General features: G+C 68.6%; 20 protein-coding genes and 1 pseudogene. 3 read left to right on the plus strand and 18 right to left on the minus strand.

Annotated elements, in window-relative coordinates; all coding sequences use genetic code 11:
- Positions 1 to 27: 27 nt before the first annotated feature.
- The 4 genes from ACZ5RK_RS10560 to panB form a co-directional block, all read right to left on the minus strand.
- The gene (locus tag ACZ5RK_RS10560) at positions 28 to 471 is read right to left on the minus strand and encodes an RrF2 family transcriptional regulator (protein WP_464909132.1); all 444 of its coding nucleotides are present in this window, start codon (positions 469 to 471) and stop codon (positions 28 to 30) included.
- Positions 472 to 486: 15 nt separating this feature from the next.
- Positions 487 to 1,293 carry a metal ABC transporter permease gene (locus tag ACZ5RK_RS10565; RefSeq protein WP_464909133.1) on the minus strand — a complete coding sequence of 269 codons (807 nt, stop codon included), beginning with the start codon at positions 1,291 to 1,293 and terminating at the stop codon, positions 487 to 489.
- The gene (locus ACZ5RK_RS10570; protein WP_054647543.1) at positions 1,286 to 2,026 is read right to left on the minus strand and encodes a metal ABC transporter ATP-binding protein; all 741 of its coding nucleotides are present in this window, start codon (positions 2,024 to 2,026) and stop codon (positions 1,286 to 1,288) included. The genes ACZ5RK_RS10565 and ACZ5RK_RS10570 overlap by 8 nt, the downstream gene beginning before the upstream one ends.
- A gap of 87 nt (positions 2,027 to 2,113) precedes the next feature.
- On the minus strand, positions 2,114 to 2,899 hold the full coding sequence (panB, locus tag ACZ5RK_RS10575) for a 3-methyl-2-oxobutanoate hydroxymethyltransferase (RefSeq protein ID WP_464909134.1): 786 nt from the start codon (positions 2,897 to 2,899) through the stop codon (positions 2,114 to 2,116).
- Between the two features lie 30 nt (positions 2,900 to 2,929).
- On the opposite strand from panB, the gene ruvB reads away from it, so the two are divergent.
- A complete protein-coding gene (gene ruvB, locus ACZ5RK_RS10580; RefSeq protein ID WP_464910087.1) occupies positions 2,930 to 3,901 on the plus strand; it encodes a Holliday junction branch migration DNA helicase RuvB in 972 nt (323 codons plus the stop codon).
- Entirely contained in the window at positions 3,898 to 4,935 is a 1,038-nt protein-coding gene (locus tag ACZ5RK_RS10585) for a DUF4388 domain-containing protein (protein WP_464909135.1), read from the plus strand. The genes ruvB and ACZ5RK_RS10585 overlap by 4 nt, the downstream gene beginning before the upstream one ends.
- Here the strand turns inward: ACZ5RK_RS10585 and ACZ5RK_RS10590 are convergent.
- Positions 4,928 to 6,280: a tetratricopeptide repeat protein gene (locus ACZ5RK_RS10590; protein WP_464909136.1), complete on the minus strand. Its 1,353-nt coding sequence runs from the start codon at positions 6,278 to 6,280 to the stop codon at positions 4,928 to 4,930. The genes ACZ5RK_RS10585 and ACZ5RK_RS10590 overlap by 8 nt on opposite strands.
- Before the next feature lie 73 nt (positions 6,281 to 6,353).
- Between ACZ5RK_RS10590 and ftsH the strand changes: the two genes are divergently transcribed.
- Positions 6,354 to 8,201: an ATP-dependent zinc metalloprotease FtsH gene (gene ftsH, locus ACZ5RK_RS10595; RefSeq protein WP_464910088.1), complete on the plus strand. Its 1,848-nt coding sequence runs from the start codon at positions 6,354 to 6,356 to the stop codon at positions 8,199 to 8,201.
- 3 nt (positions 8,202 to 8,204) lie between these two features.
- Here ftsH and ACZ5RK_RS10600 read toward each other — a convergent pair.
- The 13 genes and pseudogenes from ACZ5RK_RS10600 to ACZ5RK_RS10660 form a co-directional block, all read right to left on the minus strand.
- Positions 8,205 to 9,736: pseudogene (locus tag ACZ5RK_RS10600) on the minus strand (FAD-dependent oxidoreductase).
- On the minus strand, positions 9,736 to 11,223 hold the full coding sequence (gene glpK / locus ACZ5RK_RS10605) for a glycerol kinase GlpK (protein ID WP_464909137.1): 1,488 nt from the start codon (positions 11,221 to 11,223) through the stop codon (positions 9,736 to 9,738). Before glpK ends, ACZ5RK_RS10600 begins: the two are co-directional and overlap by 1 nt.
- Entirely contained in the window at positions 11,220 to 12,266 is a 1,047-nt protein-coding gene (gene galT, locus ACZ5RK_RS10610; RefSeq protein WP_464909138.1) for a galactose-1-phosphate uridylyltransferase, read from the minus strand. The genes glpK and galT overlap by 4 nt, the downstream gene beginning before the upstream one ends.
- Positions 12,250 to 13,602 (minus strand): glycoside hydrolase family 36 protein, encoded by a 1,353-nt coding sequence (locus tag ACZ5RK_RS10615; protein WP_464909139.1) that lies wholly within the window; start codon positions 13,600 to 13,602, stop codon positions 12,250 to 12,252. Before ACZ5RK_RS10615 ends, galT begins: the two co-directional genes overlap by 17 nt.
- A gap of 149 nt (positions 13,603 to 13,751) precedes the next feature.
- On the minus strand, positions 13,752 to 15,014 hold the full coding sequence (locus ACZ5RK_RS10620) for an MFS transporter (protein ID WP_464910089.1): 1,263 nt from the start codon (positions 15,012 to 15,014) through the stop codon (positions 13,752 to 13,754).
- Positions 15,014 to 17,062, minus strand: a complete 2,049-nt coding sequence (locus ACZ5RK_RS10625) for a glycoside hydrolase family 2 TIM barrel-domain containing protein (protein ID WP_464909140.1) — start codon at positions 17,060 to 17,062, stop codon at positions 15,014 to 15,016. Before ACZ5RK_RS10625 ends, ACZ5RK_RS10620 begins: the two co-directional genes overlap by 1 nt.
- Positions 17,059 to 19,506, minus strand: coding sequence for a glycoside hydrolase family 31 protein (locus ACZ5RK_RS10630; RefSeq protein ID WP_464909141.1), 2,448 nt, complete (start codon positions 19,504 to 19,506; stop codon positions 17,059 to 17,061). Before ACZ5RK_RS10630 ends, ACZ5RK_RS10625 begins: the two co-directional genes overlap by 4 nt.
- A gap of 24 nt (positions 19,507 to 19,530) precedes the next feature.
- Positions 19,531 to 21,258, minus strand: a complete 1,728-nt coding sequence (locus ACZ5RK_RS10635) for a glycoside hydrolase family 2 protein (RefSeq protein WP_464909142.1) — start codon at positions 21,256 to 21,258, stop codon at positions 19,531 to 19,533.
- A gap of 6 nt (positions 21,259 to 21,264) precedes the next feature.
- A complete protein-coding gene (locus ACZ5RK_RS10640) occupies positions 21,265 to 22,518 on the minus strand; it encodes an MFS transporter (protein ID WP_464909143.1) in 1,254 nt (417 codons plus the stop codon).
- Positions 22,515 to 23,318, minus strand: a complete 804-nt coding sequence (locus ACZ5RK_RS10645) for a carbohydrate deacetylase (protein ID WP_464909144.1) — start codon at positions 23,316 to 23,318, stop codon at positions 22,515 to 22,517. The genes ACZ5RK_RS10640 and ACZ5RK_RS10645 overlap by 4 nt, the downstream gene beginning before the upstream one ends.
- A 42-nt stretch (positions 23,319 to 23,360) precedes the next feature.
- Positions 23,361 to 24,329, minus strand: coding sequence for a D-alanine--D-alanine ligase (ddl, locus tag ACZ5RK_RS10650; protein ID WP_464909145.1), 969 nt, complete (start codon positions 24,327 to 24,329; stop codon positions 23,361 to 23,363).
- 9 nt (positions 24,330 to 24,338) lie between these two features.
- Positions 24,339 to 24,905, minus strand: coding sequence for an aminoacyl-tRNA hydrolase (gene pth, locus ACZ5RK_RS10655; RefSeq protein WP_464909146.1), 567 nt, complete (start codon positions 24,903 to 24,905; stop codon positions 24,339 to 24,341).
- 57 nt (positions 24,906 to 24,962) lie between these two features.
- On the minus strand, positions 24,963 to 25,580 hold the full coding sequence (locus tag ACZ5RK_RS10660; protein WP_464909147.1) for a 50S ribosomal protein L25: 618 nt from the start codon (positions 25,578 to 25,580) through the stop codon (positions 24,963 to 24,965).
- Between the last annotated feature and the right edge of the window lie 27 nt (positions 25,581 to 25,607).

The following is a 25,607-nucleotide window of genomic DNA, read 5'->3' on the forward strand; positions in this document are numbered from 1 at the left end:
TGGTGGCGGCGTAGTCCAGGTAAACCCTCAACTGGCCTCCAGGTGGATGAGGCGCTTGGCCTCCAGAAGCCTCCGCTCCTCGATGAGGTCCTCGAGGGTGGTGCCCCCCAGGACCTGGCGCATGGCCAGGTCCACCCGCTTCCAAAGAAGCTCCGTGGAGCACTGGCCCACCCTGGCGCAGGACTCGGGGTCCTCAATGCAGGAAACCGGGGCCAGGCTGCCCTCCAGGGCCTCCACCACCTCCAGGGCGGTCACCCGCTCGGGGGGGCGGGCCAGGCGGTACCCGCCCCTGGCCCCCCGCACGGAGCGGATAAAGCCCGCCCGGCGGAGCTGGGCGGCGATCTGCTCCAGGTAGTGCTGGCTGATGCCCTGGGCCTCGGCCACCTCCTTCAGGGGCACGGCCTCGGGGGCGCGGAGGCCGATCTCCACCAGGGCGCGAAGCCCGTACTGGGCCTTCGTGGACACCCACATGGCCCCATTATACCCCTATTTCCCACCCGAAAATCCGGTTTTTAGCAGGGCCAGGCCGAAGAGGAGGGCCTGGAAGAGGACCACGCTGGCCCCGCTGGGCCAGTCCAGGAGGAGGGAGAGGAAAAGCCCCCCCAGGGTGGAAAGGAGGGCCAGGAGGAGGGAAAGGAGGGTCATCTGGGCGAAGGTGCGGGAAAGAAGCCTGGCCGCCGCCCCCGGGATGACCAGGAAGGCCGCCACCAGGAGGATCCCCACCACCTTCACCGCCAGCACCAGGCTCACCGCCAAGAACCCCGAAAGGAGGTAGTCGTGGAACACCACGGGCACCCGGTCGGAAAAGGCCAGCTCCCGGTCCAAGGTGGCGTAGGCCAAGGGCCCCCAGAGGGGCAGGAGGAAAAGGGCCAGGAGGACCATGAAGCCCACCGCCAGGAGGTCGGCGGGCCCCACGGCCAGAAGGGAGCCGAAGAGGTAGCCCATGGCGTCCCCCACGTACCCCTTGGCCTTGGCCAGGAAGATCGCCCCCAGGGCCACGGAGAGGGCGAAGAGGACCCCGATGGCCGTGTCCTCGGAAAGCTCGGTGCGCTCCTTGACCCAGGTGATGGCCAGGGCCACCAGGAAGGTGAAGGGAAGGGCGAACCCCAGGGGCTCCCCGCGGAGGAAGAGCCCCAGGGCCACCCCGGCGAAGGCGGCGTGGGCCAGGCCGTCCCCCAGGAAGGAGAGGCGCCTTTGCACCACGAAGGGGGAGGCAAAGCCCGAGAGGAGGGCCACCAAGAGGCCCGCCAGGAGGGCCCGCTGGAAGAAGGGATAGCTTAGGGCCTCAAGCACGGCCACCCTCCACGAACAGGCCGTGGGCGTGGCCCACGTGGCCGAAGGCCTGGCGCAGGCACTCCTCGGAAAGGGCCCTCTCGGGGGGGCCAAAGCCCACCACCCGGCGGTTCAGGACCAGGACGTGGCTGGCGTGGTGGGCCGCCTCCCAGTCGTGGGTGATCATGAGGACCGTGGCCCCCGACTCCTTCTGGTAGGCCTCGAGGTAGCGGTACAGGTCCTCCTCCCCCACCCGGTCCACCCCGGTGGCGGGCTCGTCCAGGAGGAGAAGCCGGGGCCTGCGGATCAGGGCCCGGGCCAGGTAGACCCGCTGGAGCTGCCCCCCGGAAAGCCGCCCCAGGGGGCGGTGGGCGAGCCCCGAAGCCCCCACCCGCTCCAGGGCCGCCAGGACCCTTTCCTTCTCCCCGGGGCCCAGGCGGAAGGGCCAACGCCGCCTAAGCCCCGTGGCCACCAGCTCCCAGGCCAAGGCGGGAAAGGAGCGGTCAAAGGTCTTGATCTGGGGCACGTAGCCGAACCAAAAGGGGTCGGCCTGGGCCGCGGGAAGACCGTAGACCAGGACCTCCCCCCGGTGGGGCACGAGACCCAGCACCGCCTTCAAGAGGGTGCTCTTCCCCGCCCCGTTGGGCCCCACGATGGCCACGAAGGCCCCTTCAGGCACGGAGATCTGGACCCCCTCCAAGGCCCAGAACTCCCCGAAACGCACGGAAAGGTGGCGGATCTCCAGGGCGGTCATGTCAAAAATGATGACGCATTCTCACTAAACTGTCAAGGCGGCCGGCCCGGAAAAGCCTGCCTAGGGGCCCTCACCGCGGTGGGGTACTCAGAAACTGTGCTCCTCCCCCGGGAAAGCCCCCTGCCGCACCTCCTCGGCGTAGCGGGCCAGGGCCTCCTGGATGAGCCTTCCCCCCTCCAGGTAGCGCTTCACGAAGCGGGGCTTGAACTCCCCGTAAAGCCCCACCACGTCGTGGAAGACCAGGACCTGAGCGTCGGTGTGGGGGCCCGCCCCGATCCCCACGGTGTGGACGGAAAGCCTTTCCGTGATCTCCCTGGCCAAGGCGGCGGGGACCATCTCCAAGACCACCCCGTAGGCCCCGGCGGCCTCCAGGGCCAGGGCCCCCTTGAGGATCCGCTCCGCCTCCTCGGGGCGCTTCCCCTGGAGCCGGTAGCCCCCGAGCTGGCTTGCCGTCTGGGGGGTGAGGCCCACGTGCCCCAGGACCGGCACCCCCGCCCGCACCAGGCCCCGGACGATTTCCGCCACCTCCTCGCCCCCTTCCAGCTTCACCGCGTCCGCTCCCCCTTCTTTAAGGAGCCGCTCGCAAGCCGCAAGCGCCCGGTCCAGGGTGGCGTAGGAGAGGTAGGGGAGGTCGGCCACCAAGAAGGTGTCGGGGGCCCCCCGCCGCGCCGCCTTGGTGTGGTGGAGCATCTCCTCCAGGGTCACGGGCACCGTGGAGGGGTAGCCCAGAACCACCATCCCCAGGGAGTCCCCCACCAAAATGGCGTCCACCCCGGCGGCCTCGGCCAGGCGGGCCGTGGGGTAGTCGTAGGCGGTGAGGTAGACGAGCCGCTTTCCCTTGGCCTCCCGGAAGTCCTTGACCGTCTTCCGCACGGGAAAAGGCTATCATGAAAAGGCGTGGACGTGCCCTCGGACCTCGCCTTAAGGCCTAGGAGCCTGGACGAGTACATCGGCCAGGAGCGCCTGAAGAACAAGCTCAGGGTCTACCTCGAGGCCGCCAAAGCCCGGGGTGAGCCCCTGGAGCACCTCCTCCTCTTCGGCCCCCCCGGCCTCGGCAAGACCACCCTGGCCCACGTCATCGCCCATGAGCTGGGGGTGAACCTCCGGGTCACCTCCGGGCCCGCCTTGGAGAAGCCCGGGGACCTGGCGGCCATCCTGGCCAACTCCCTGGAGGAGGGGGACATCCTCTTCATTGACGAGATCCACCGCCTGAGCCGCCAGGCGGAGGAGCACCTCTACCCGGCCATGGAGGACTTCGTCATGGACATCGTCATCGGCCAGGGGCCGGCGGCGAGGACCATCCGGCTTGAGCTTCCCCGCTTCACCCTCATCGGGGCCACCACCCGGCCCGGCCTCATCACCGCACCCCTTAGGAGCCGCTTCGGCATCGTGGAGCATCTGGACTACTACTCCTTGGAGGAGCTGGCCGAGGGCATAAGGCGGGACGCCGGGCTCCTGGGGGTGGGCATCACCGAGGAGGCCGCCCGGGAGATCGCCGGAAGAAGCCGGGGCACCATGCGCATCGCCAAGCGGCTTTTCCGCCGGGTGCGGGACTTCGCCCAGGTGGCGGGGGAAGGGGTGATTACCCGGGAGAGGGCGCTGGAGGCCCTTTCGGCCCTGGGCCTGGACGAGCTGGGCCTGGAGCGCCGGGACCGGGAGATCCTGGAGGTCCTCATCCTCCGCTTCGGCGGGGGGCCGGTGGGCCTCCAGACCCTGGCCACCGCCCTCTCCGAGGACCCGGGGACCCTGGAGGAGGTCCACGAACCCTACCTCATCCGGCAAGGGCTTCTGAAGCGCACCCCCAGGGGCCGGGTGGCCACGGAGCTGGCCTACCGCCACCTGGGCCTTCCCCTTCCCTTGGAACCTCTCCTATGATCCGGGCCAGCCTGGAGGAGCTGGACCTGGCCGAACTCCTGAAGGCCCTGGCCCTGGGCCGCAAAAGCGCGGTGGTGAGCTTCCAGGGCCGGGTCTACGGCCGGGTGCACCTCCTTTCGGGGCGCATCCTCTACGCCCGCACCGAGCCCGGCCCCCACCTGGGGGAGTACCTGGTGCGTCTGGGCCACCTGACCCTGGAGGAGGTGCAGGAGCTGGTGGAGCGCCAGGGACGGGAGAACCCCGGCACCCCTTTGGGGGCCTTGGCCCTGGAGCTCGGCCTCATCGGGGAAGAGGAGCTTAGAGAGGCCCTCCAAGCCCAGGTCCTCGAGGCCCTCGCCACCCTCCTGGGGGAAAAGGAGGGGGAGATCCTGGCCGAGCCCCTGGTAGAGGGAAGCCAGGTGGCCCTCCCCCAGACCCTGGACACGGGGTGGGCCCTCATGGAAGCCGCCCGCCGCCTGGACGAGTGGCGGCGGGGCCAGGTGGACCCGGACGAGGTCCTGCACCTGGCGGAGGACCCCACCCGCCACCCCCTCCCCCCGGAGGCCTGGGCGGTTTTGGAGCTCCTGGACGGGGTGCGCAGGGCGCGGAGCGTGGCCCTCATGTCGGGCCTTCCCGAGGAGGAGGTCTACCACCTCCTCCACGAGATGAAAAGCCGGGGCCTCCTCCGCCCCTCCACCCTCCTCCTGGAGGACCCCCTGGTGGTGGTCCTGGCGGAAAGCGGGGTGGTGCGCAGGCTTCTCCTCTACCTCCTGGAGGCCCACCGCTTCCGGGTGCTTTTGGCCAAGGATCTGGAGGGGCTTTTGCGCCTCCTCAAGGAGAGGCCCAAGGGCGTGGTCCTCCAGGGGGAAAGGGCCCTGGAAGCCGCCCGAAGGGTGCGGGCCCACCCCGAGGGGAGGCTCGCCTCCTTGTACGTGGTGAGCGAAACCCCCCCGGGCCTCCTCTTCCGCCCCTTGCGGGTGCTCCACCTCCCCAAACCCCTGAGGTCCCAGGAGGTGCTGAAGGCCCTCGCCTCCTTGCGCAAGGGGGCTAGTTAGGCCGCCGGCCTTCCCGGAGGAGGGCCTGGGCCCGCTCCCGGTAGGCCAGGAGGGCCTGGTGCCACTCGTCGGCAGGGTGGACGTGGGGCAGGACCGCCTCGGCCCGGGCCAGGATCTCCTCGGGGGAGCGGTAGCCCAGCTGGGCCAGGGTATCCACCACCATCTCCTGAGCCCCCACCCACTCCCGGCTCCCCTCCTCGGCCCGCTCCGCCGCCCTCCGGTAGTGGGCCAAGGCCTCCTCCAGGTGCATGAGGTCGTAGGCGATATGGCCCAGGATGAGCTCCCCCGAGGCCTCCGCCCCCAGGCCCATGGCTTCCCGGGCCGCCTCCTCCGCCTCGGCGTAGCGCCCCTGGCGGTACAGGGCCTCGGCCAGGTCGGCCAGGGCCTGGGCCCGGTAGGGGTAGCCCTCCTCCCGCAAAAGCTCCCTCAAGTAGCCCTCGGCCTCGAGGTAGGCCCCGTGGTCCAGGGCAGCCACGCCCATCTCGTGGAGGACATAGGGGCGCTCGGCGGCCTCCGCCCGGGCCAGGGCCTCCCGGTAGGCGGCCATGGCCTCCTCGTAGCGGCCCAGCTGCAAAAGGGCCTGCCCCACCACCATGGGGGTGCCGTAGGCCCTGTGGCCGCTCTCCTCCTCCTTCTCCAGGGCCTTTCTGGCCTCCTCCAGGGCCCGGTTGGGGTTCCCCAAGAGGAGGTGGGCCCGGGCCAGGAGGTAGCGGCGGGTGGCCTCGTCCTCGGGACCCTCCTCCCCCACCGTGGCCTCGGCCTCCTCCAGGGCCAGAAGGGCCCGATCCCCCTCCCCCGCCTCCAGCCACATGGCGGCGGCGTCCAGGAGGAGCCAGTACCGCTCCAGGCCCAGGGCCAGCTCCGCCCCCCGCTCGTAGGCCCTGGCCGCCTCCAGGTGGCGGCCCAGGCGCTCCAAAACCCGCCCCTTAAGCCCCTCCGCCCGCCAGGCCAAGAAGGCGGGGAGGCCCTCCTTCAAGGTCGCCAGGGCCTCCTCCAGGCGGTCCAGGTAGAAGAGGGCCTGGGCCTGGTGGTAGCGGGCCCTGGGGTCTTCCGTGGGCAGGAAGAGGGGAAGGACCTCCCGCTCGGGCCGCCCCTCCAGGGCGAGCAGCTCCCCCAGAAGGGCCCGGTACAGGGGGTTGTACTCCAGCCCCCCCAGCTCGTAGGCCTCCTCCAGGGCCCGGTGGGCCTTTTCCAGGCCCTCCATCCCGTAGAGGCTGTGCACCTCGGCCAGGAGCAAAAGGGCCTCCTTGGCCTCCTCCTTCCGCCCGAAGAGGGCTTTGCGGGTGAGGCGTTCAATGGCGGTGTCGTAATCCCCCTGGTGCAGGGCCTCGAGGACCCCCCTCATCGCCGCTAGAGGATACCACACCCCTCAGTCCTCTCACCCGCCAGGCGCTACCATAGGGCAAGGGAGGTAGATGTTGCCGCAGCGAATCAACCCCTTTACCCTCATCTTTTTGCTCCTTCTGGGCTACCTGGCCTACACCGCCTTCACCGGGCCCCCGGCCCCCACCCTTTCCTACACCGGGTTCCGGGAGCTGGTGCGCCAGGGCAAGGTGGCGGAGGTCACCCTGGAGGAAACCCGCATCCTGGGCCTCCTCAAGGAACCCGAGCGCTTCCCCACCCCCCAGGGGGGAAGCCAGGTGGCGAGGCGCTTCCAGGTGCCCTTGCCCCCGGCCCAGGTCCAGGACCCCGAGCTGCTGCGCTTCCTGGAAGAAAACGGGGTCAAGGTGGTCACCAAACCCCCCTCCTTCTGGCCCCAGCTCCTCCTCTACGTGGGGCCCACCCTGCTCCTCATCCTCTTCTTCTGGTTCTTTTTCATGCGGGCCCAAGGAGGCGCGGGCCAGGTGATGCAGTTCGGCCAGAGCCGGGCCCGCCTCTACGGTAAGGAGAAGCGGGTCGCCACCACCTTCAAGGACGTGGCCGGCCACGAGGAGGCCAAGCGGGAGCTCATGGAGGTGGTGGACTTCCTCAAAAACCCCAAGAAGTACCTGGAGCTGGGGGCCGAGATCCCCAAGGGGGTTCTCCTGGTGGGCCCCCCCGGCACCGGGAAGACCCTCCTGGCCCGGGCGGTGGCCGGGGAGGCCGGGGTGCCCTTCTTCTCCGTCTCCGCCAGCGAGTTCATGGAGATGTTCGTGGGGGTGGGGGCGAGCCGGGTGCGGAGCCTCTTTGAGGACGCCCGCAAGAACGCCCCCAGCATCATCTTCATAGACGAGCTGGACTCCATCGGCCGTAAACGGGGGGCGGGCATCGGGGGCGGCCACGACGAGAGGGAGCAGACCCTGAACCAGATCCTTTCGGAGATGGACGGGTTTGAGAAGGACACCTCCGTCATCGTCCTCGCCGCCACCAACCGCCCCGACATCCTGGACCCGGCCCTCCTGCGCCCGGGCCGCTTTGACCGCCAGGTGGTGGTGGGCCTCCCTTCCTTGGAGGAGCGCAAGGAGATCCTCCTCGTGCACATGCGGGGCAAACCCATGGCCGAGGACGTGGATGCCCTGGAACTCGCCCACCTCACCCCGGGGTTCTCGGGAGCGGACCTCAAGAACCTGGTGAACGAGGCCGCCCTGCTGGCCGCCAGGGACGGGGAAAAGAGAATCCGTAAGGAACACTTCCTGAAGGCCCTGGACAAGATCGTCCTGGGCCTGGAGCGCCCCGCCCTGAAGCTCTCCGAGGAGGAACGCCGGGCCGTGGCCTACCACGAGGCGGGGCACGCCGTGGTGGGCGAGGTCCTGCCCCACGCCGACAAAACCGAGAAGGTCTCCATCGTTCCCCGGGGAATGGCCCTGGGGGCGCGTTGGAGCAAGCCCGAGGAAAGGGTCCTGGTCTCCAAGGAGCACCTCATGGACGAGCTTTCCGTCCTCATGGCGGGCCGGGTGGCGGAGGAGCTCTTCACCGGCACCGTGACCACCGGGGCCCAGGACGACTTTAAGCGGGCCACGGGAATCGCCAAGCGCATGGTCCTGGACTGGGGCATGGGGGAGCACTTCAGGAACATCGCCTGGGGATCGGACTCGGGGCCCATCTTCCTGGGGGAGGAGATCGCCAAGAAGAAGGACCACTCCGAGGAAACTGCCCGCCTCATTGACGAGGACATCCGGAAGATCCTGGACGAGGCCTACGCCCGGGCCCGCCAGGTCCTCTTGGAGCACGCCGAGGCCATGCACCGGATCGCCGAGGAGCTCCTCAGGGAAGAGACCATCCCTGGGGAAAGGGTGCGGGCCATCCTGCGGGAAAAGGAGGCGGTGGAGCGGAGCCAGGAAGGCTAGGGCTTAGCAAAGCCCCTGGAGGGCCTTCTGGGCCTCCTCCAGCTCCGCCCGCTGCCTCTCCTCCCCCCACCCCAATAGGGGCGCCATGAGCCCCACCACCCTCGGCAGGGCCTCCTGGGCCTTCTCTTGGTCCAGGAAGGCCAGGCCCATCCGCCGCGCCAGGACGTCCAGGGGCTTCCGCGCAAGCTCCCGCCGCACCGCCCACACCACCTCCCCCTCCAGGTAGGGAAGCCCGGGAAGAAGGGGCCTCTCCCCCAAAGCCAGGACCTCCCCCGCCAGGGTCCCGTAGGTCTCGTAGAGGTGCCGGGCCTGGGCCTCAGGAAGGGGGAGCTGGGGCATGGGCCCCGCCCCCAGGAGGGGCGTGGCGTGGCTCGCGGAGGGAGGAAGGGAGAGGCCTATGTCCTTGGCGAGCCGCTCCACCAGGTCCTGGGCCATGAGGCGGAAGGTGGTCCACTTCCCCCCGGTGAGGGTGTAAAGCCCCCGCTCCTCCACGATGAGGTGGTCCCGCACCAGAAGCCTCGTCTCCCCTCTCCCCACCAGGGGCCTCAGGCCCGACCAGGCCGCCCGCACCCGGCCCGAGAGGTCCCCCAGGTAGGGCCTTATCTCCTCCAGGAGGTAGGCCACCTCCTCCTCCCGGGGGAGGGGGCAGGGCTCGGGCTCGGCGGGGAGGTCGGTGGTACCCAAAAGGGCCTTGCCCCGGTAGGGCAGGAGGAAGAGGACCCGCCCGTCCCTGGTCCGGGGGAGGAGGAGGCCCGCCTCCAGGGGGTAGTCCAGCACCAGGTGGGCCCCGCTGGAGGGGGTGAGGAGGGGGGGAGCTCGGGGTCCAGGAGGCGGCGCACCCGGTCGGCCAGGGGCCCCGTGGCGTTCACCACCGCCCTTGCCCAAACCTCCACCTCCTTCCCCGTGAGCCGGTCCCGCACCACCGCCCCCCGCACCCGCCCGTCCCTCACCAGGAGGGCGGTGGCCTCGGCGTGGTTCAGGGCCACTGCTCCACGTTCTAAGGCGGAGAGCACGAGGGCGAGGTTCAGGCGGAAGTCGGCGAACTGCCCGTCCTGGTAGGCCACGCCCCCCAGGGTCTCGGGAAGGTCGGGGAAGAGCCTCCTCACCTCCTTGGAGGAGAGGTAGCGGCTGGGGGCGAGGCGCCTTCCCCCGGCGAGGAGGTCGTAGGCCTTGAGCCCCAGGGAGTAGTAGGGGATCTCCAGGGGCCGGAACAGGGGAGTGACCACGGTGAGGGGCCGGGCCAGGTGGGGGGCAAGGTCCATCACCACCCTCCGCTCCCTAAGGGCGTCCACCACCAGCTTGAACTGGCGCCGGTCCAGGCGTTTGACGGCCAGCTCCAGGTAGCGCACCCCCCCGTGGAGAAGTTTGGTGGAGCGGCTGCTCGTCCCCGCGCCGAAGTCCCGGGCCTCCACCAAGCCGGCCTTGAGGCCCCTAAGCGTGGCCTCCCACAAGACCCCGGCCCCCGTGGCCCCGCCCCCCAAAATGAGGAGGTCAAAGGGCTCCCTCAGCCTTTCAAGGAGGGCTTCCCGGTCCACTACCCCTCCCTCGCCCAGCCCCGGGCCCGTTCCACCGCCTCCCGCCACCCCCGGTAGAGGGCCTCCCGCCTCTCAGGGGGCATCTCGGGGAGAAACCTTTCCGCCTCGGAGAAGCGCCCCGCCGCCTCCTCCGGGGAAAGGGCCCCCGCCCCCACCCCCGCCATCAGGCCCGCCCCCAAGGCGGTGGTCTCCGTCACCCCAGGCACCGCCACCGGCACCCCCAGGAGGTCCGCCTGGATCTTGAGGAAGAGGCGGTTCTGCGCCATCCCCCCGTCCGCCCTCAGGACCTTGAGCCGGACCCCAGCCTCCTCCTCCATGGCCCGGACCACGTCCCGCACGGAGAAGGCCACCCCCTCCAGGGCCGCCCGGGCCAGGTGGGCCCGGGTCGTCCCCCGGGTGAGGCCCAGGATAGCCCCCCGGGCGTAGGGGTCCCAGTAGGGGGCTCCAAGCCCCGCGAAGGCGGGCACCAGGTAAACGCCCCCAGCCTCCTCCACGCTCCCCGCCAGGGCCTCCACCTCCCGGCTTTCCAAGAGGAGGCCCACCCCCTTGAGCCACCCCACCGCCGCCCCCGCCGCAAAAACGCTCCCCTCCAGGGCGTAGGTGGCCCTTCCCCTAAGGCTCCAGGCCACCGTGGTGAGGAGGCCCCTTTGTGAGGGCACCGGCCTTTCCCCCGTGTTCAGGAGCAGGAAGGCCCCGGTCCCGTAGGTGCACTTCCCCTCCCCCTCTCCCAGGGCCCCCTGCCCGAAGAGGGCCGCCTGTTGGTCCCCCAGCACCCCCCGGATGGGAATGGAAGCCCCCAGGAACTCGAGCAGGGTCTTTCCAAAGTCCCCGTCCGAGGGGCGGACCTCCGGGAGGAGGGCGGCGGGGATCCCCAGGGCCTGCAAAAGCTCCGGGTCCCAAGCCAAGGTGTGGAGGTTGAAAAGCAGGGTGCGGCTCGCGTTGGTGGGGTCGGTGGCGTGGACCTTACCCCCCGTGAGGTTCCAGAGGAGCCAGGTGTCCACGGTGCCGAAGAGGACCTCCCCCCGCTCCGCCCGCGCCCTCAGGCCAGGCACGTTCTCTAAGAGCCAGGCAAGCTTCGTCCCCGAGAAATAGGGGTCCAGAAGGAGCCCGGTCCTCTCCCGGAAGAGGGGCTCCAGGCCCCGCGCCTTCAGGGCCTCGCACAGGGGGGCCGTCCGCCGGTCCTGCCAGACGATGGCGTTGTAGAGCGGCTTCCCCGTCTCCCGGTCCCAGAGGAGGGTGGTCTCCCGCTGGTTGGTGATCCCCAGGGCCAACACCTCCCCCGCCTCCACCCCAGCCCCCCTGAGGGCCTCCCGCGCCGCAAAGAGGGTGGTCTCCCAGAGCTCCACAGGGTCGTGCTCCACCCAGCCCGGCCTCGGGTAAAGCTGCCGGAACTCCCGCTGCGCCACCGCGATGGGCTTCCCCTCCAGGGTGAAGAGGAGGGCCCGGCTGGAAGTGGTGCCTTGGTCCAGGGCAAGCAGGTATTTCATAGAACCTCCCTAAGCCTCTGCGCGGTGTCTTCGGGCAAGGCGTCCACCACGAAGGTGCCGGCGCCAAGCTCAGTCCCCGCCAGGAACTTGAGCCGGTCCCGGGCGCGCCTCGGGGGGTAGAACTCCACGTGGAAGTGGAAGGTGCGCTCCTCCCCCAGGGGGGCGGCGTGGAAGACCATGACGTAGGGGAAAGGCTCCCCGTAAAGGGCATCGTAGCGGGCCACCACCCGGCCCAGAAGCCTGGCGAAGGCGGCCATCTCCCCCTCGGAGAAGCTCCAAAGCCCGGGGTGGTGCTCCAAGGGGACCACCCAGACCTCAAAGGGGTAGCGGGCGAAGGGGGGAACGAAGGCCCAAAACCCTTCCTCCTCGTCCACCACGTAAGGTTTTAGGCTGGGGAAAAGCTCCTGGAGCACAGGCCTTTCCCGAAAGGCCTGGCTTTCCCTCTCCAGCACGGGAGGAATGAAGGGGTAGGCGTAGATCTGCCCGTGGGGGTGGTGCAGGGTCACCCCCACCGCCTCCCCCCGGTTCTCAAAGGGCATGACGAAGCGCACCCCGGGGAGGGCGTAGAGGGCCTGGTACCGGTCCCGCCAGGCCCAAGCGAGGAGCAACCTTTCCTCTTCCCCCAAGGTGGCCAGGCTTCCCGTGTGGGAAGGCGTGTAGACCACCACCTCACACCGGCCCAAAGCCTCCCCCGCGGGCACGGGGAGGCCCTCTGGGGGCGGGGGGGCCTCCTCCACGAAGGAGGGGAAGCGGTTCTCAAAGACGGCCACCTGGAAAGAGGGGAAGGGGATCTCCGTGGGAAAGCCCCCTTCCCGGCTCGGGCACAAGGGGCAGTGCTCCTTGGGAGGAAGGAAGGTGCGCTCCTGGCGGTGGGCGGCGTAGACCACCCACTCCTGCCGCAGGGGATGGTAGCGGAGGTGGGGGGCGGGGCGGAAGGGCTCGGCGGGCTCCGGGAGAGGGGGGTCCTCGAGGGGATGAAGCCCGTAAAGGATGAGCTCCCGGCCATCCCCTTTCCGGTGCACCCGCCTATAGAAGGGGAGCATAGTCCAAGACCTCCTCCCCCACCTGGAAGCGGTAAGGGCCAAGCTGCTTCACCGCCCGGTCCCGGCTTAGGAAGGCCAGAAGCCTTTCCCCTTCCTCCGGGGTAAGCCAGGAGGGAGGGTCAGAGGTGGCCTTGAAGCCGGCGATCTCCCCCATGGCCTCCTGCAAGCGCATCTCCTCAGGAGATAACAGCGAGAAACGACTCCGGAAGAAGGCCACGTCCGGGTCCACCTGGACGTTTTCCCGAAGCCAAAGCCGGTGCAAGGTGGCGCGCAAGGCGTTCCTTAGCCCCGGGCCCGTGGGGTCCTGTAGCCAGAAGGAGCGGTCCTCGTTGTCCCAGTAGGGGGCGGCATCCGGGCCCACCCTGAGGCCGTCGGCAAGCCCCAAGGAGGCCAGGATGGGGGCGCCGCAGAAGAGGAGGTAGGACTCCCCTGCCGCCTCCCGGATCCGCTCCATGGCCTTACGGTACCGCACCTCCCCCTCCGCCCCGGGAAGGGCGGCAGCGTAGAGGAAGTCCAGCTTCAGGTACTCGTACCCCCATTCCCGCACCTTGCGCACCAGACCGGCCACGTAGTCCAGAACCTCCTCGTTCCCGGAGTCCAGGGCGTAAAGGGGCTTCCCCCAGTTGAAGCCAGCGGGGATAGGCCTCCCTTCCCCATCCCTCAGGATCCACTCGGGATGGGCGTGCCACAGGGGGCCATCCGCCGTCACCAAAAAGGGAGCCAGCCATAGCCCGGCCCTGAGGCCTTTTTCCCGGATCCTTTCCGCCAAAAAGGCCATCCCCCGGGGAAAGGCTTCCCCTGCCTCCCAGTCCCCCAGGGCCCGCTGCCAGCCGTCGTCCACCTGGAAAACCTCAAAGGGAAGCCCAGCCACCTCCTCCAGGGTGGAAAGGAGCAGGGCCTCATGGATCCGGTTATAGAAGCTATACCAGGAGCACCAGACCCTGGGGGGCCTACCGGCAAGGCGGCGGGGAAGGTGCCGGGCGTAAGCGGCAAACACCTCCTCTTCCGGCCCGTAGGCCAAAAACCAGCGCCCCTCCCCCGAGGCGTACCGCCCCAAAAGCAACCCCTCCCGCCCCAGGACCCGCGCCCCCAAATCCAGGGCCCCAAGAAGGAGGACCTGCCCTTCGGGAAAACGCAAGGCCCCAAGGCCGCTACCCCACCAGGCCTTCCCCCAGTCCGCGACCTCCAGAAGGAAGGGGTCATCCGCCTGAGGGCGGCGCTCCTTGGGGAAAAGGGGCTTGGGGGGCTCCCTTAGGTCCACCCAAGCGGCCAGGCTCCAGCTCTGCCACCCGTGGCGGAAAAACCGGGCCTCCCCCAGAGGGGGAAAAACCCGCACCTCCCTTCCCCTTAGGAGGTGCCCTCCTGAAACCGGTTCCGAGGAAGTTGCCATGACCGCCACCTCGAGGGAACTTCCCCGAGAAGGATCCAAAAACGCTACCCGCATGGCCCAGCCCTCCTTGGGAGCTGCTTGCCGCCCCCGGCATTCTACCCCTTGGCCCCGTAGGGAAACCGCAAGGCCAGCCCCAAGGCCAAAAGGGTCGCCACGAAGGGAGGCACCGCCATAAGGAAGCGGAAGGCAGCCCCCGGGTTTGGCCCCGGGGCCTCCCCGCTCACGTACCCGAAAAGAGGGGTGAGGAGGGCAAAGGAAAGGGCCTGAAGGGGCCCAGAAAGCCGGTTGATGAACCCGTAGACGCTATAGTAAACCCCTTCCCGCCTTCTTCCCGTAAGCTGGGCGTCCCGATCGATCACCTCCGCTAGAAGGACATCCCCCAGCACCAACACCCCGCCAAACCCCACCCCGATGAGCACCCCCACGGGCAGAGCCTGCAGGAGGCCTCGAGGCCAGAGGAGGAGAAAGGCCCCCAGGGCTAAGAGGAGGATGGCGAGAAGCCAAGCCCCCTTGGGGCCCAAAACCCCTGCCAGCCGGGCCCAGAGGAAGACCGAGGGCAGGGCCGCCAGGAGCACCGAGGCGAAGAGCAGGGAGGTGGCCTCGGGCCCAAGGCCCAGGGCGTACTTGGCGTAAAAGGGCATGGCCGCCCCAAAAAGCCCCACCGCGAAGAGGAGGAGCAAGGCGGCCAGGGAGTAGAGCCAAAAGGCCCGGTCCCCCAGGGTGTAGCGGAAGGCGGGGATGAAGGAAAGGGGCTTGGCCAGTTGCGCCTTAGGGTCTTCCCGGATGGCCAGGAGGAAGAGGAGGACCAACACCCCTCCGATGGCCCCATAGAGGAGGGCCATGCCGGAAAAGCCGATGGCGGTGTAGACCAAGGGGGTCAGGGCGATGCTTACCGCCAGGCCCAGGAAGTAAAACCCCTGGCGCCAGGCGTTGGCCCGGGCCCGCTCCCCCTGGCCCTTAAAAAGCTCGGGGAAGAGGGCAGCGTGGTTGACCCAGGTGAGAGCGGCAAAGGTTTCAAAGAAGAGGATGGCTCCCAGGCAATACCAGAAGAGGGCGGGCCCCTGAAGGAAGGGCCCAGGGACGTTGAAGGTGAGGTAGAAGGCCAAGAGCAACAAGGGAAGCCCCAGGAAAAGCCAAGGCCGCCTCCGGCCCCAGGGGGTCTTGGTGCGGTCGGAGAGGTAGCCGAAAAGGGGATCGTTCACCGCATCCCACACGGAAAAGACCAGGCGGGCTAGGGCGAAGGCGCTGGCGGCCAGGCCCTGATGGTCCAGGTAGTAGAAGGCCAAGTAGGTGCCAAAGGTCTGGCCCGGCAAGGTTAGGCCCAGAGCACCCAGGGCATAGGCGATGCGGGCCGGGATCACCAGGCCACCCCCAGGGGCAGGATGGGCTCCAGGTACTCCACCTCGAGGACATGGCGGGACCAGAGCCTCTCCCCCTCGTAAGCCTCCCCCACCAGACGGTAGGCACCAGGGGGAAGCCGCCTCAAGGCCTCCTGGAGGGGAAGGTAGCGGGCCTGGACCTCGAGGGGGCTTTCCCAAAGCTCCCCCAGGCTGAAGAACCGCCGGGCCTCCCCGGGGGCCAGGGCCACCTCCTCCTCGTAAAGGGGAAGGCTGGTAGGACCCTCCAAGAAAAGGCGCACCTTAAGCCTCAGGGGCCGGTCCAGGTCGCTGATGAGCCAGGCCTCCATGAGGGGAGGGCCTCCCACCTCCACCCGCTCCCGGTAGGGGACCAGGGAGAGGAGGACGGGGCTACTGGCCTCCTTGAGGGCGAAGTAGCCCCTTTTGGGCACCCTTTCCACGTCCACCACCGCCCAGGTGATCCCCTCCCAGGGCTCCACAAACATGAACTGGAAGTAGCCCACCACCTTCCCCTTGGCCCTCCGGTAGGCGTGGATGGCGAACTCCAGAAGCCTTGCCTGGTAGGTCTGGGAGCGTTCCACAAACTCCTCCAGACTCTCCCCCACCTCCACCCCGGCCACCCGGAAGGTCTCGTGGGGCTGGAAGCTGTGGTAGGCCCAGACCTCCCACCGGGGGGGCCAGGCGGCCTCCCCCAGGACCCGCCTTAGAAGCTCCGCCCGGGGCAGGGCCTGGGCCCCGAACTCCGAGGGAAGGGGGGTCCCGGGGAGGGCGAGGAAGTCCCGATAATGCCCCCAGTACCAGCCGGGGTAGGGGTGCTCGCGGAAGTCCGAGGCCTCCTTAGCGGGCCGGGTGGGGTCGGCCGCCCTTAGCTTTGCCGCCAGGAGGGGACCCAGGGCGTGGCGGTTGTGGGTGGGCTCGTTCTGGGCGCACCAGAGGTAGATGGAGGGATGGGTCCCAAGAAGCTCCACCATGGCCTTCGCCTGGCGCAGGGCCTCCCCGGCGAAGGCCTCGTCCGGGGCGTACCCCCACTGCAGGGGGAAGTCCTGCCAGACCAAGATCCCCTCCTCGTCGCAGGCCCGGTAGAAGGCCGGGTGGGTCACGTGGGCGTGGACCCGTACGGCGTTGAGGCCCGCCTCCTTGAGGAGGGCCACGTCCTTCTGCGCCAGGGTCTCGGTATAGCCCGCAAGCCACTGGGTGGGGATGACGTTGGTGCCCCGGAGGAAAAGCCTCTTGCCGTTTAGAAGAAGCCAGCCTTCCCCGTCCAGCTCCACGGTGCGGAAGCCCAGGGGAACCGCAAACCTCGCCCCCAAAAGCCCCGCCTCCAGGCGGAAAAGGTGGGGGAACCCCCGCTCCCACACCTCCCACAGGGGCATCTCCGGCAGGTCCCAGACCCCTTCTTGCCAGGCGCGCCCCGCCCCACCCCCCAGGACCAGCCTTTTCTCCAGGGCCTCCCCAGGAAAGTTCTCGGGGAGGATCCTGAGGACCACCTCCTCCCGAAAGGGCCTTAGGGCATCCAGGAGGAGGCGCACCCATAGCCGCCAACCCCCGGGCCGGGGAAGGAGGCGGTAGGTAAGGCCCAAAAGGGCCACCTCCTCCCGCGTCCACACCTCCACTCCCCCCCACAGGCCCCCCGTTCCCCGCTCCTGGCCCCGTTCCGTGGTCCCCCCTGGGCGGCAGTCGTGCTGCCCAAAGACCCCCTTGATCTGCCGCTTGAACCGGGGCCAGACCCCAAAGGGCTCCTTAGGGGCGGAAACCCGGAGGAGAAGCTCCCTGCCAACAGGCAACTCCACAAGCCAGGGGAAGAAGTACCCCTCGTGCCGGCCCAGGTGGACCCCGTCCACCCAGGCCTCCTGGTAGTAGTCGCCCCAGGAGCGGAGGAAGCGCCTAGGGCCTCCCTCGGGCAGGGCAAGGCGGTACCAGCCCACCTCCGCCTCCAGGCCCTCGAGGCTCCACTGGTGGGGAAGGGCCACCTCCCGCCAGCCCTCCTGGGGAAGTTCCGCCGGGGCATTCGCCTCATGGGCCAAGAACCAAGCTCTTTCCAGCCTCATCCCTCCACCTCCAAAAGGGCCTCCCGGAAAGGGGGCAGGAGAACCTGCCCTCCCTGGGACGGGAACACCTTCCTCTCCACCCGGGCCCTAAGAAGCTTCCTGCCGAAAAGCCTCAGGCCCACTCCCTCCCAGGGCCAGGGGTACTCCCCTTCCCCTTCCCAAAGGAGGCGGTAGCCTCCCTCCGCAGGAAACAGGCGGAACCGGTCCAGCCTATAAGGCCCCTCCCCATCCCCCTCGTCCCAGTACAGGCTGCCTTCCGCCCCCCCCTCCTCCGGGTAAAGGTGCAGGGCAAGCCCCCCTTCCTCCAAGACGGGCAGGATGGACCCGGCGCGCACCAAGAGGGGAATCCGCTCCAGGGGGGCGGGAAGCCGCACCCATTCCGGCCCCCTTAGGATCCGGTCCTCCGCAAAGGGGTACCACCCGCCCCCAGGCAAGGGCACCTCCTTGGCCCTAGCCCCCTCCTCCAGGACCGGGGCCACCAGGAGGTCCCTTCCCAACAGAAAGGCCTCCCCAAGGTCAGCCCCAGGGGGCTGACCCCCTTGCAGGAAAAGGGGCCTGAGGAGGGGAAGCCCCTCCTGGCTTGCCCGGTAGGCCAGGGTGTACAGGTAGGGCAGAAGCCTCTCCCGCTGCGCCATGGCCCAGCGCACCCCCTCCAAAACCTCCTCCCCGAAGCGCCAGGGCTCCCGGCGCCTGGTCCAGCGGGCGGAGTGGAGGCGGAAAAAGGGGGTGAAGGCCGCCATCTGGAACCAGCGCAGGTAAAGCTCGGGGGAAGGGTTCCCGCTAAACCCCCCGATGTCCGAGCCCACGAAGTACACCCCGGAAAGGGAAAGCCCCAAGAGGGCCCACAGGGTGGTCTTCAAGCCTTCCCAGGTGCTTTCCACATCCGCAGTCCAGGCCCAGGCGTAGCGCTGGACCCCGGCAAACCCTGCCCGAGTGAGGAGGAAGGGCCGGCGATGAGGGGCGTGCTTTTGGAATCCCTCAAGGCTGGCCCGGGCCATGAGGAGGCCATAGAGGTTGTGGGCCAGGAGGTGGTCCCCCCCTTGGCCCTCGAGGCCATGGCGTACGGATTTAGGGAAGGTGGGCTCCCCCCAGGCGGCAAAGAGGGCGGGCTCGTTCATGTCCAGCCAGAAACCCCCAACCCCCATATCCAAAAACCCCTTGAGCTTCTCTCCCCACCAGGCCCGGCCCCTAGGATCGGTGAAGTCCGGGAAGGCAGCAAGCCCCGGCCAGACAGGCCCCAGGAAAACCTCCCCCGAGGGTAAAGCACAAAACACGTTTTCCCTTAGGCCTTCCTCGTAAAGGGGGAACCCCTTTTCCGCCTTCACCCCAGGGTCCAGGATGAGCACCGTTTGCACCCCCCTCTCCCCGAAGGCCCGCACCATGCCGGAAAGGTCGGGAAAGCGCTTTTCGTCCACGGTGAAAACCCGGTATCCCCGCATGTAATCGATGTCCAGGTGCACCGCCCTCAGGGGAAGGCCCCGCGTGAGGAACCCTTCCACCACCTCCTCCACCTCCCTCCGGGTCCTGAGCCCCCAGCGGGCATAGTGGAAGCCCAGGGCCCAACGGGGAGGCAGAGGAGGGAGGCCGGTGAGGCGCACATAACGGGCCAGGGCCCCCTCCAGGGGCCCGGGTATCACGTAGTAGCGGAAGGTTCCCCCAAGAAAGCCCACCAGGGCCTCCTCCCCCCACGGTTCACTGGGGGCAGGGGCCCCCACGAGGTCGGCGAAGCCCTCCGCAGGGTTCTCGTAAAAAACCAAATACTCCCCCTCAGGCCTCAGGGAAAGCCAGAGGGGTACCGAAAGGTAAAGGGGATCCTCCCCTGGGCCGTAGCTTCCCCCAGGGTCTCGGTTCCAGAAGCGGAAGACCCCGCCCCGGCGGTCCAAGGGGTAGGCCCTTTCCCCTAAGCCCAGGATCCTTTCCCCCGGCAAAAGGCGCACCCGGTGCCGCCAGGCCCTTCCCGAGCGCTCGGGGTAGGCCTCCTGCCTGAGAAGCTTCCCCGACCCATCCCAAAGGGTTAGCCCCTCCTCCCCCACTCTAAGGGCCAGGCGGGGGGTCTTGAGGAGACGGCCCCCCTCGAGGCGCTCCGGCTCAACGGGGGAGGCCTCCCCTTTCCCCTCCGCCAGGGCGTAAGGGGGAAGAGGCTCAGGGGGAAACCAGGTGAGGCAGAGGAGGTCTTCCTCCAGAAAGACCGCCTCAAGATACGGGCTTCGCCCGTGACCAAGATACGGGCTCCGCCCGCGAGCGTCCTCCGCCTCCGGGAAGCGCACCCTTACCCCGCCGGGGATGGCCTCGAGGCCCTGGGGTTTCCCCACCCCTTGCCATGGGAGGTAGGGGGCCTTGGGCTCCCACCGGTCCCGCTTCCTGGCGTACTGGATGGCCAGAAGGAGAACTCCTGGGCCCAGAAGGGCCACCATCTCCACCGCATTCCAAAGCTTCTTCAGCAAGCCCCCTCGCGGCGCACCCATAGCCTACTCCCAAAGCACCCGCCTGGCCTCACAGCCCTCCAGAAAAGCCCGCACCCTCTCTGGGGACACCTTGGGCCTGCGCCAGAAATCCAAGAGCCCGTTTTCCTCCTGGAAGGTGTCGTAGAGCTGGGTGTAGCAAAACCCGCTCAGGAAGCTTTCGCAAGCGGCTCCCAGATAGCGGAGCACCTCCTGCAGGAAGGCCTCCTCTCCCTCCACCTCCCGGTACCCCCAGCCCGGGGTGGAGCCCCTGAGCCTTAAGCCCCCAAACTCGGAGAGGAAGGGGCGCACCCCCTCGGGAAGACCCTCCCAGGAAAGGGGCCGGCCCATGGGGGCCAGGGGAAAGGGCTTCTGGCGGTAGCGGCGGGAGAGGACCTCGGGGGGAGCGTAGTCGTGCACGGTGTAGAGGTCCCAGAAGGGGCCGTGCTCAAAGCCGTCGTTATCCACCAGAAGGCGCGTGGGGTCCAAGGAGCGGGCCAGGAAAAACACCCCCTGGAGGAAGGAGCGGGCCTCAGGCCCCCAAGGCCAAAGCCCCCAGCTCTCGTTGAAAAGAACCCAGGCCACCACGCTGGGGTGGTTGTGGTCCCGCTCCCAGGCCGCCAGGAGCTCCGCCAGGTAGCGCCGGGCAGCCTGGGGAGAGAAGCGGAAGAAGCTGGGCATCTCGGCAAAGACCAAGAGCCCGAGCCGGTCCGCCAGGTGGAGGTAGCGGGGGTCCTCCAGCTTCTGGTGCTTGCGCACCCCGTTGAAGCCCAGGGCCTTGGCTAAGAGGATGTCCTGCCTGAGGGCCTCGAGGCCCGGTGGAGCCAGGTGCCCCTCCGGCCAAAGCCCCTGGTCCAGGGCCAGCTTGGGGAAGTAGGGCTCCCTGTTGAGGAGGAAGACCCCTTGGTGGGCGGAAACCTCCCTTAAGCCCCCATAGGAGTAGACCTCGTCCAGGACCCTCCTCCCCCCGAGGAGGCGGAGGCGCAAGGGGAAAAGCACCGGATTCTCAGGGCGCCAAAGGAAGGCGCTGGCCTCTCCCCTCAGGGGGAGCCCCAAAAACCCCCGGGCAAGCCCGTCTGAAAGGGGGAAACGGGCTTCCAGCCAGGGCTTTCCCCCAGGGGAAGCCTCCCCCCGCACCCCCGGGAAGAGGGCCACCTCCACCGCATCCCCCTCCCCCAGGGCCCGGACCTCGAGGCGGAAGCCCAAGGCCTGGAGGTCCGGGGTCAGGCGGAGGGAGGCCACGTGGCTTTCCGGCACCCACTCCAGCCAGACCGTCTGCCAGATCCCCGTGGTCCGGGGATAAAAGATGCCCTCGGGCTCCCCCAGGGCCTGCTTGCCCCGGGGTTTTTCCGGATCGGAGGGATCGTCCTCCGCCCGCACCAGGACCTCTAGGGGCTTCCCCAGGAAGGAGGTGAGCTCCAGGCCGAAGGGGGTGTGCCCCCCCTCGTGCTCCAAAACCCTAATCCCGTTTAAAAAGACCTCCGCCCGGTAGTCCACGGCCCCAAAGCGCAGGAAAAGCCGAAAGCCGGGCCTGGGCTTCACCCTCAGGACCTTCCGGTACCAGGCCACCTCTACCCAGGGCTCACCCACCCCGCTCCCCGGGGCCTCGGGGGGAAAGGGCACCCGGATGGTGCGGTCAAACCGCACCCCCTCAGGCCCCTCGGCCTGGCTTAGGGCGAAGTCCCAGGGGCCCTCGAGGCCCTGCCAGCCTGGGCGCTGGAGGGTGGGCCTAGGATGGCTGGGATCCAGCCTCATGGCCTTTCACTCCCTTATCTCGTGGGGGAAGAGGGCCGTGAGGAAGTAGGCCATGAGGATGGCCACCCCCGGGATCACCGCCACCAGGAAGCGGAAGGCCAAGCCCGGGTTCGGCCCGGGGTTTTCCCCGCTCACGTAGCCGAACAAGGGACCCAGAAGGGCAAAGGCCAGGCCCACCAAGGCCCCCGAAGCCCGGCCCAAGAGCCCCACCAGGCTGTAGTAGGCCCCCTCCCGCCGGGTGCCCGTTCTTTCAGCATCCAGGTCAATGACCTTGGCCATCACCACCTCCCCCGTGACCCGCACCCCGGCAAACCCCACCCCCACCAAAGCCCCCGCCAGGATGGCGGGCAGAAGGCTTTGGGGAAGGAAAAGGAACAGGGCCGCCAGGCCCATGAGGAGGTGCGCCAGCCGCCAGGCCCTTTTGCCTCCCAAGGTCCTCGCCAGCCAGCCCCAGAGGAAGACGGAGGGCAAGGCCACCAGGAAGACGGCAGCGAAGAGGAAGGTGGTGGCCGCCTCAGGCAGGCCCAGGCTGTGCTTGGCGTAGAAGGCCATGCCCGTCTGGATCACCATGCGGCCGAACTCAAAGAGGAGCCCTACCAGGGCCGCCACCCAGAAGGCCCGGTTAGCCAGGACCAGCCGGAAGGACTCCCTTAGCCCCAGGCCACTTTCCGCCTTGGGGTCTTCCTGGATACCCGGGAAGAACCACGAGAAGGCCATGAGGGCCAGGAAGGCGAAGAGGAGGGCCATGCCCAAGAACCCCACCTGGGCGTAGACCAAGGGGGCCACGGCAATCCCCAGGATCAGGCCGAAAAGCTCCGTGCCCCGCTTCAAGGCCGCAGCCCCCGCCCTCTCGGCAAGGCCCCGGAACATTTCCGGGAAGAGGGCCCCGTGGTTGGTCCAGACCACGGTGGCCGCCGTCTCGTAAAGGACGATGGCCAAGGCGAAGTAGTAGGGAAGTACCCTGGGGTCACGGGCCCAGTCCGGCACAAAGAAGACCAGGAGGTAGAAGAGGAGGAACAGGGGAATACCCACAAGAAGCCAGGGCCGCCTGCGGCCCAGCCGGGTCTTGGTGCGATCGGAAAGGTGGCCGAATAGGGGGTCATTGATGGCGTCCCAAAAAGCATATACCGTGCGGGCCAGGGCATAGAAGGCGGCGGAAAGGCCGAGCTTCTCCAGATAAAAGAAGGCCAGATAGGTGCCGAAGCTTTCGGAAACCAGGGTAAGCCCCAGCTGCCCCGAGGCATAGCGCCACTTTCTCATGACTCCCCCCAGAGCGCCTCCCGCACCGCCCGCCAGGTCAGGGGCTGGAACTCGGAAAGGACCCGGCGCACCTCGGGGTGGGAAAGGGCGAAGTAATCCGCCTCCCGCGTCCTCCAGTCGGGAAGGGCCCGGCCCTCGGGGGTGGGGAGGGCGCTGTGATGGACCAGGTAGTAGAGCCCAGGTCCCAGACGGCTCAGGTCCAGGTAAAAGCCGAGCCGCTCCTCTGGGGGAAGGCCGTAGGGGTCCAGGAAGCGAACCCTCGGAAAAGGCACCTGGGCCATAAGCCGTTCCAGCTCCGGCAAAAACGCGGGTGGGACCCCCAGGCCCTCGAGGCTCTCCGGGACCAAGGGAACCAGGTGGTATTCCTGGGCCAGGCGCACGTAGACCTCCGCCAGGTCGGGGCGGAGGACCGCCCCCTGGTGGGTGTCCAGGTGCGTGGGGGAGAAAAGCCTTTTCGCCCCCTCAATCTGGGCCCTGAGCTCCCGCTCCACCTCCTCCAGGCGGGCGCTTTGCCAAAGAACCTCCAGGGAGGCTGGGAAATACCCCGCCTCATCCCGAAGGCTTTCCCCCGGCGTGAGGGGCCGCATCCTGGGGGCAGGCCACTCGCTGGTGAGGACCAGGTGCACCCCCAGGTCTTCCCCCCTGACCCCGCTCGCCCAGGCCCCCGGCACCATCACGCTCCCCGTGGGAAGGCCTAGGGCCTGGTAGGCGCCGTTTTGGGCGTGGGTCAGGCCCAGGTCATCGTGGTGGAGAAGGAGAACCCGCCTGCCCGAAAGGCCAAGCCGCTCTAAGAGGTCCATAGAGCCCCCTTTCCCTTCCCCTCCATTCTACGGGAAAGCAGGCTATTCCAAGGCCAGTTCCACCAAGCGCCTTAGGAGCTCGGGGTAGCCCAGGCCCTTGGCGGCGAAGAGCCTGGGGAACATACTGGTGGGGGTGAAGCCCGGGATGGTGTTGATCTCGTTGAGGTACACCTCCCCCTCGGAGAGGAAGAAGTCCACCCGGGCCATGCCCCGGAGGCCCAGAAGGCGGTAGGCCCTCAAGGCGGTTTCCTGGATGGTTTCCTCGGTGCCGGGGTCCAAGGGCGCGGGAATGAGGAGCTCGGCCCGGCCAGGGGTGTACTTGGTCTCGTAGTCGTAGAAGGGAGCCCGGTAGCGCACCTCCCCCACCGGGCTCGCCTCGCCCAGGAGGTTCCCCAGCACCCCCACCTCCAGCTCCCGCACCCCCGGAAGCGCCTTCTCCACCACCACCTTGACATCGTGGCGGAAGGCCTCCTCCAAAGCCCCCTCCAGGTCGGCGTGGCGCTCCACCCGTCGGATGCCGATGCTGGAGCCCGTGTTGGCGGGCTTCACGAAAAAGGGCGATTCAAAGGGGATGAGAGGGGTTTCCCCCCGGTAGAGGGCCACCCAGGGCACCACGGGGATCCCCGCTTGGGCCAGGACCCTCTTGGAGAGGTCCTTATCCAGGCAGAGGGCGCTCGCCGCCACCCCCGCCCCCACGTAGGGCTTGCCCAGGAGCTCCAAAAACCCCTGGAGGGTGCCGTCCTCCCCAAAGCGGCCGTGAAGCAGGGGAAAAACCACATCGTAGGCGTCCCAGTCCAAAGGCGGGGGGAAGGGATGCTCCCCGGAAGGGGCCGACTTGGCCGCGAGGGCCTCCCCGGCCTTTTCCCCAAGGAGCCAGCGCCCATCTTTGGCGATGACGGCAAGCTCCGTGGGAAAGGGCATGTAGCGCAAAACCCCTTCGGCGGAGGAAAGGGAAACCTCGTGCTCGGCGCTTTTTCCCCCGGCGATGAGGAGAACCTTGGGCGGCGCCATACCCCAAGCTTACCCCGTCTGGCGGAGGTCCAGACCGTTGTAGCGGCGGGCGCAGGGGGGAAGCCCCTCCCTCACCCAGCACCACACCGCCTCCTGGGCCACCGCCAACACCCTCTCGGCCAGGGGCCACTCCTCCGGGGTAAAGGGGGAAAGGACGTACCGGGCGCCAAGCTCCTTGGCGGGGGGTTTGCCGATGCCCACCCTCAAGCGGTGGAAGGCCAGGGTGCCCAAGGCCTCGGCGATGGAGGCCACCCCCCGGTTGCCGGCGGGGCTCCCCCCGGCCTTGAGGCGCAGGCGGCCCAAGGGCAGGTCCATCTCGTCGTGGATCACCAGGATGCGCTCCGGGGGGATCTTGTAGAAGCGGGCCAGGGGGGCCACCGCCTGCCCCGTGAGGTTGTAGTAGGTGAGGGGCTTGAGGAAAAGGCCCCTTCTGCCCTCCACCTCGGCCTCGGCCAGGAGGGCCTCCCCCTTCCTCCGGAACTCCAGCCCCAGCCGGTCCAGAACCATAAAGCCCACGTTGTGCCGGGTGCGGGCGTAGGCCTCGCCCGGATTTCCCTGGCCCACCACCAAGAACACGGCCCCTCCTGGAAAAAGGCGGGGGTGGTTACCCCCGCCACAAGGTGCCCGGTGGGATCAAGCCTCCTCTTCCTTCTTGCCCTTCTTGATGACCTCGGGCTCGGCGGGCGCCTCGGCGGCCTCGGCCTCGAGGCGCTCCACATCCTCGGGCGGCACCACCGCGGCGATGGTCTCCTCCGGGGGAAGGGCGAGCTTCACCCCTTCGGGAAGCCTGAGCTCCGAGGCGTGGAGGCTATCCCCGATGCCGAGGCCGGAGACGTCCACCTCAATGTACTCGGGGATGTTCCGGGGAGAGACCCGCACCAGGATGTCCCGGTGCACCTCCTGGAGCACCCCGCCTTCCCGCACGCCCACGGGGGTGCCCACGAAGCGCAAGGGAACGTACATCTCCACAGGTTCGTCGGAAAGCACGTAGAAGTCCACGTGCTCGGGGCGGCGGCGGCGCTTGTCCAGGTTCACCTGGCGCACCAGGGTGGGGAACTCCCCGTCGGGAAGCTCCAGGACGATGACGTGGTGGATGGAGGCCTGGCGGAAGACCTTGTCAAACTCCCCCAGCTCCACGTAGACCTTGCGGTTCAGGCTCTTGTTGTACATCACCCCGGGGAGCCTGCCCGCCCGCCTAAGGGCGCTGGGCTTCTCCCCTTCCCGGTAGTAGGCCTTCAGGCGATACTCCATGGCTCCTCCCAAGACGCAAACCCTGGC

The sequence above is a fragment of the Thermus kawarayensis JCM 12314 genome (genome assembly GCF_055393575.1).

Bases quoted from the DNA above. Each gene is read 5' to 3' on its own strand.
- ACZ5RK_RS10645 (WP_464909144.1), bottom strand. From the start codon at position 23,318: ATGGACCTCTTAGAGCGGCTTGGCCTTTCGGGCAGGCGGGTTCTCCTT.
- ACZ5RK_RS10625 (WP_464909140.1), bottom strand. From the start codon at position 17,062: ATGAGGCTGGAAAGAGCTTGGTTCTTGGCCCATGAGGCGAATGCCCCG.
- ACZ5RK_RS10660 (WP_464909147.1), bottom strand. From the start codon at position 25,580: ATGGAGTATCGCCTGAAGGCCTACTACCGGGAAGGGGAGAAGCCCAGC.
- ACZ5RK_RS10640 (WP_464909143.1), bottom strand. From the start codon at position 22,518: ATGAGAAAGTGGCGCTATGCCTCGGGGCAGCTGGGGCTTACCCTGGTT.
- ACZ5RK_RS10560 (WP_464909132.1), bottom strand. From the start codon at position 471: ATGTGGGTGTCCACGAAGGCCCAGTACGGGCTTCGCGCCCTGGTGGAG.
- ACZ5RK_RS10570 (WP_054647543.1), bottom strand. From the start codon at position 2,026: ATGACCGCCCTGGAGATCCGCCACCTTTCCGTGCGTTTCGGGGAGTTC.
- galT (WP_464909138.1), bottom strand. From the start codon at position 12,266: ATGCTCCCCTTCTATAGGCGGGTGCACCGGAAAGGGGATGGCCGGGAG.
- ACZ5RK_RS10585 (WP_464909135.1), top strand. From the start codon at position 3,898: ATGATCCGGGCCAGCCTGGAGGAGCTGGACCTGGCCGAACTCCTGAAG.
- glpK (WP_464909137.1), bottom strand. From the start codon at position 11,223: ATGAAATACCTGCTTGCCCTGGACCAAGGCACCACTTCCAGCCGGGCC.
- ddl (WP_464909145.1), bottom strand. From the start codon at position 24,329: ATGGCGCCGCCCAAGGTTCTCCTCATCGCCGGGGGAAAAAGCGCCGAG.
- ACZ5RK_RS10590 (WP_464909136.1), bottom strand. From the start codon at position 6,280: ATGAGGGGGGTCCTCGAGGCCCTGCACCAGGGGGATTACGACACCGCC.
- ACZ5RK_RS10635 (WP_464909142.1), bottom strand. From the start codon at position 21,258: ATGAGGCTGGATCCCAGCCATCCTAGGCCCACCCTCCAGCGCCCAGGC.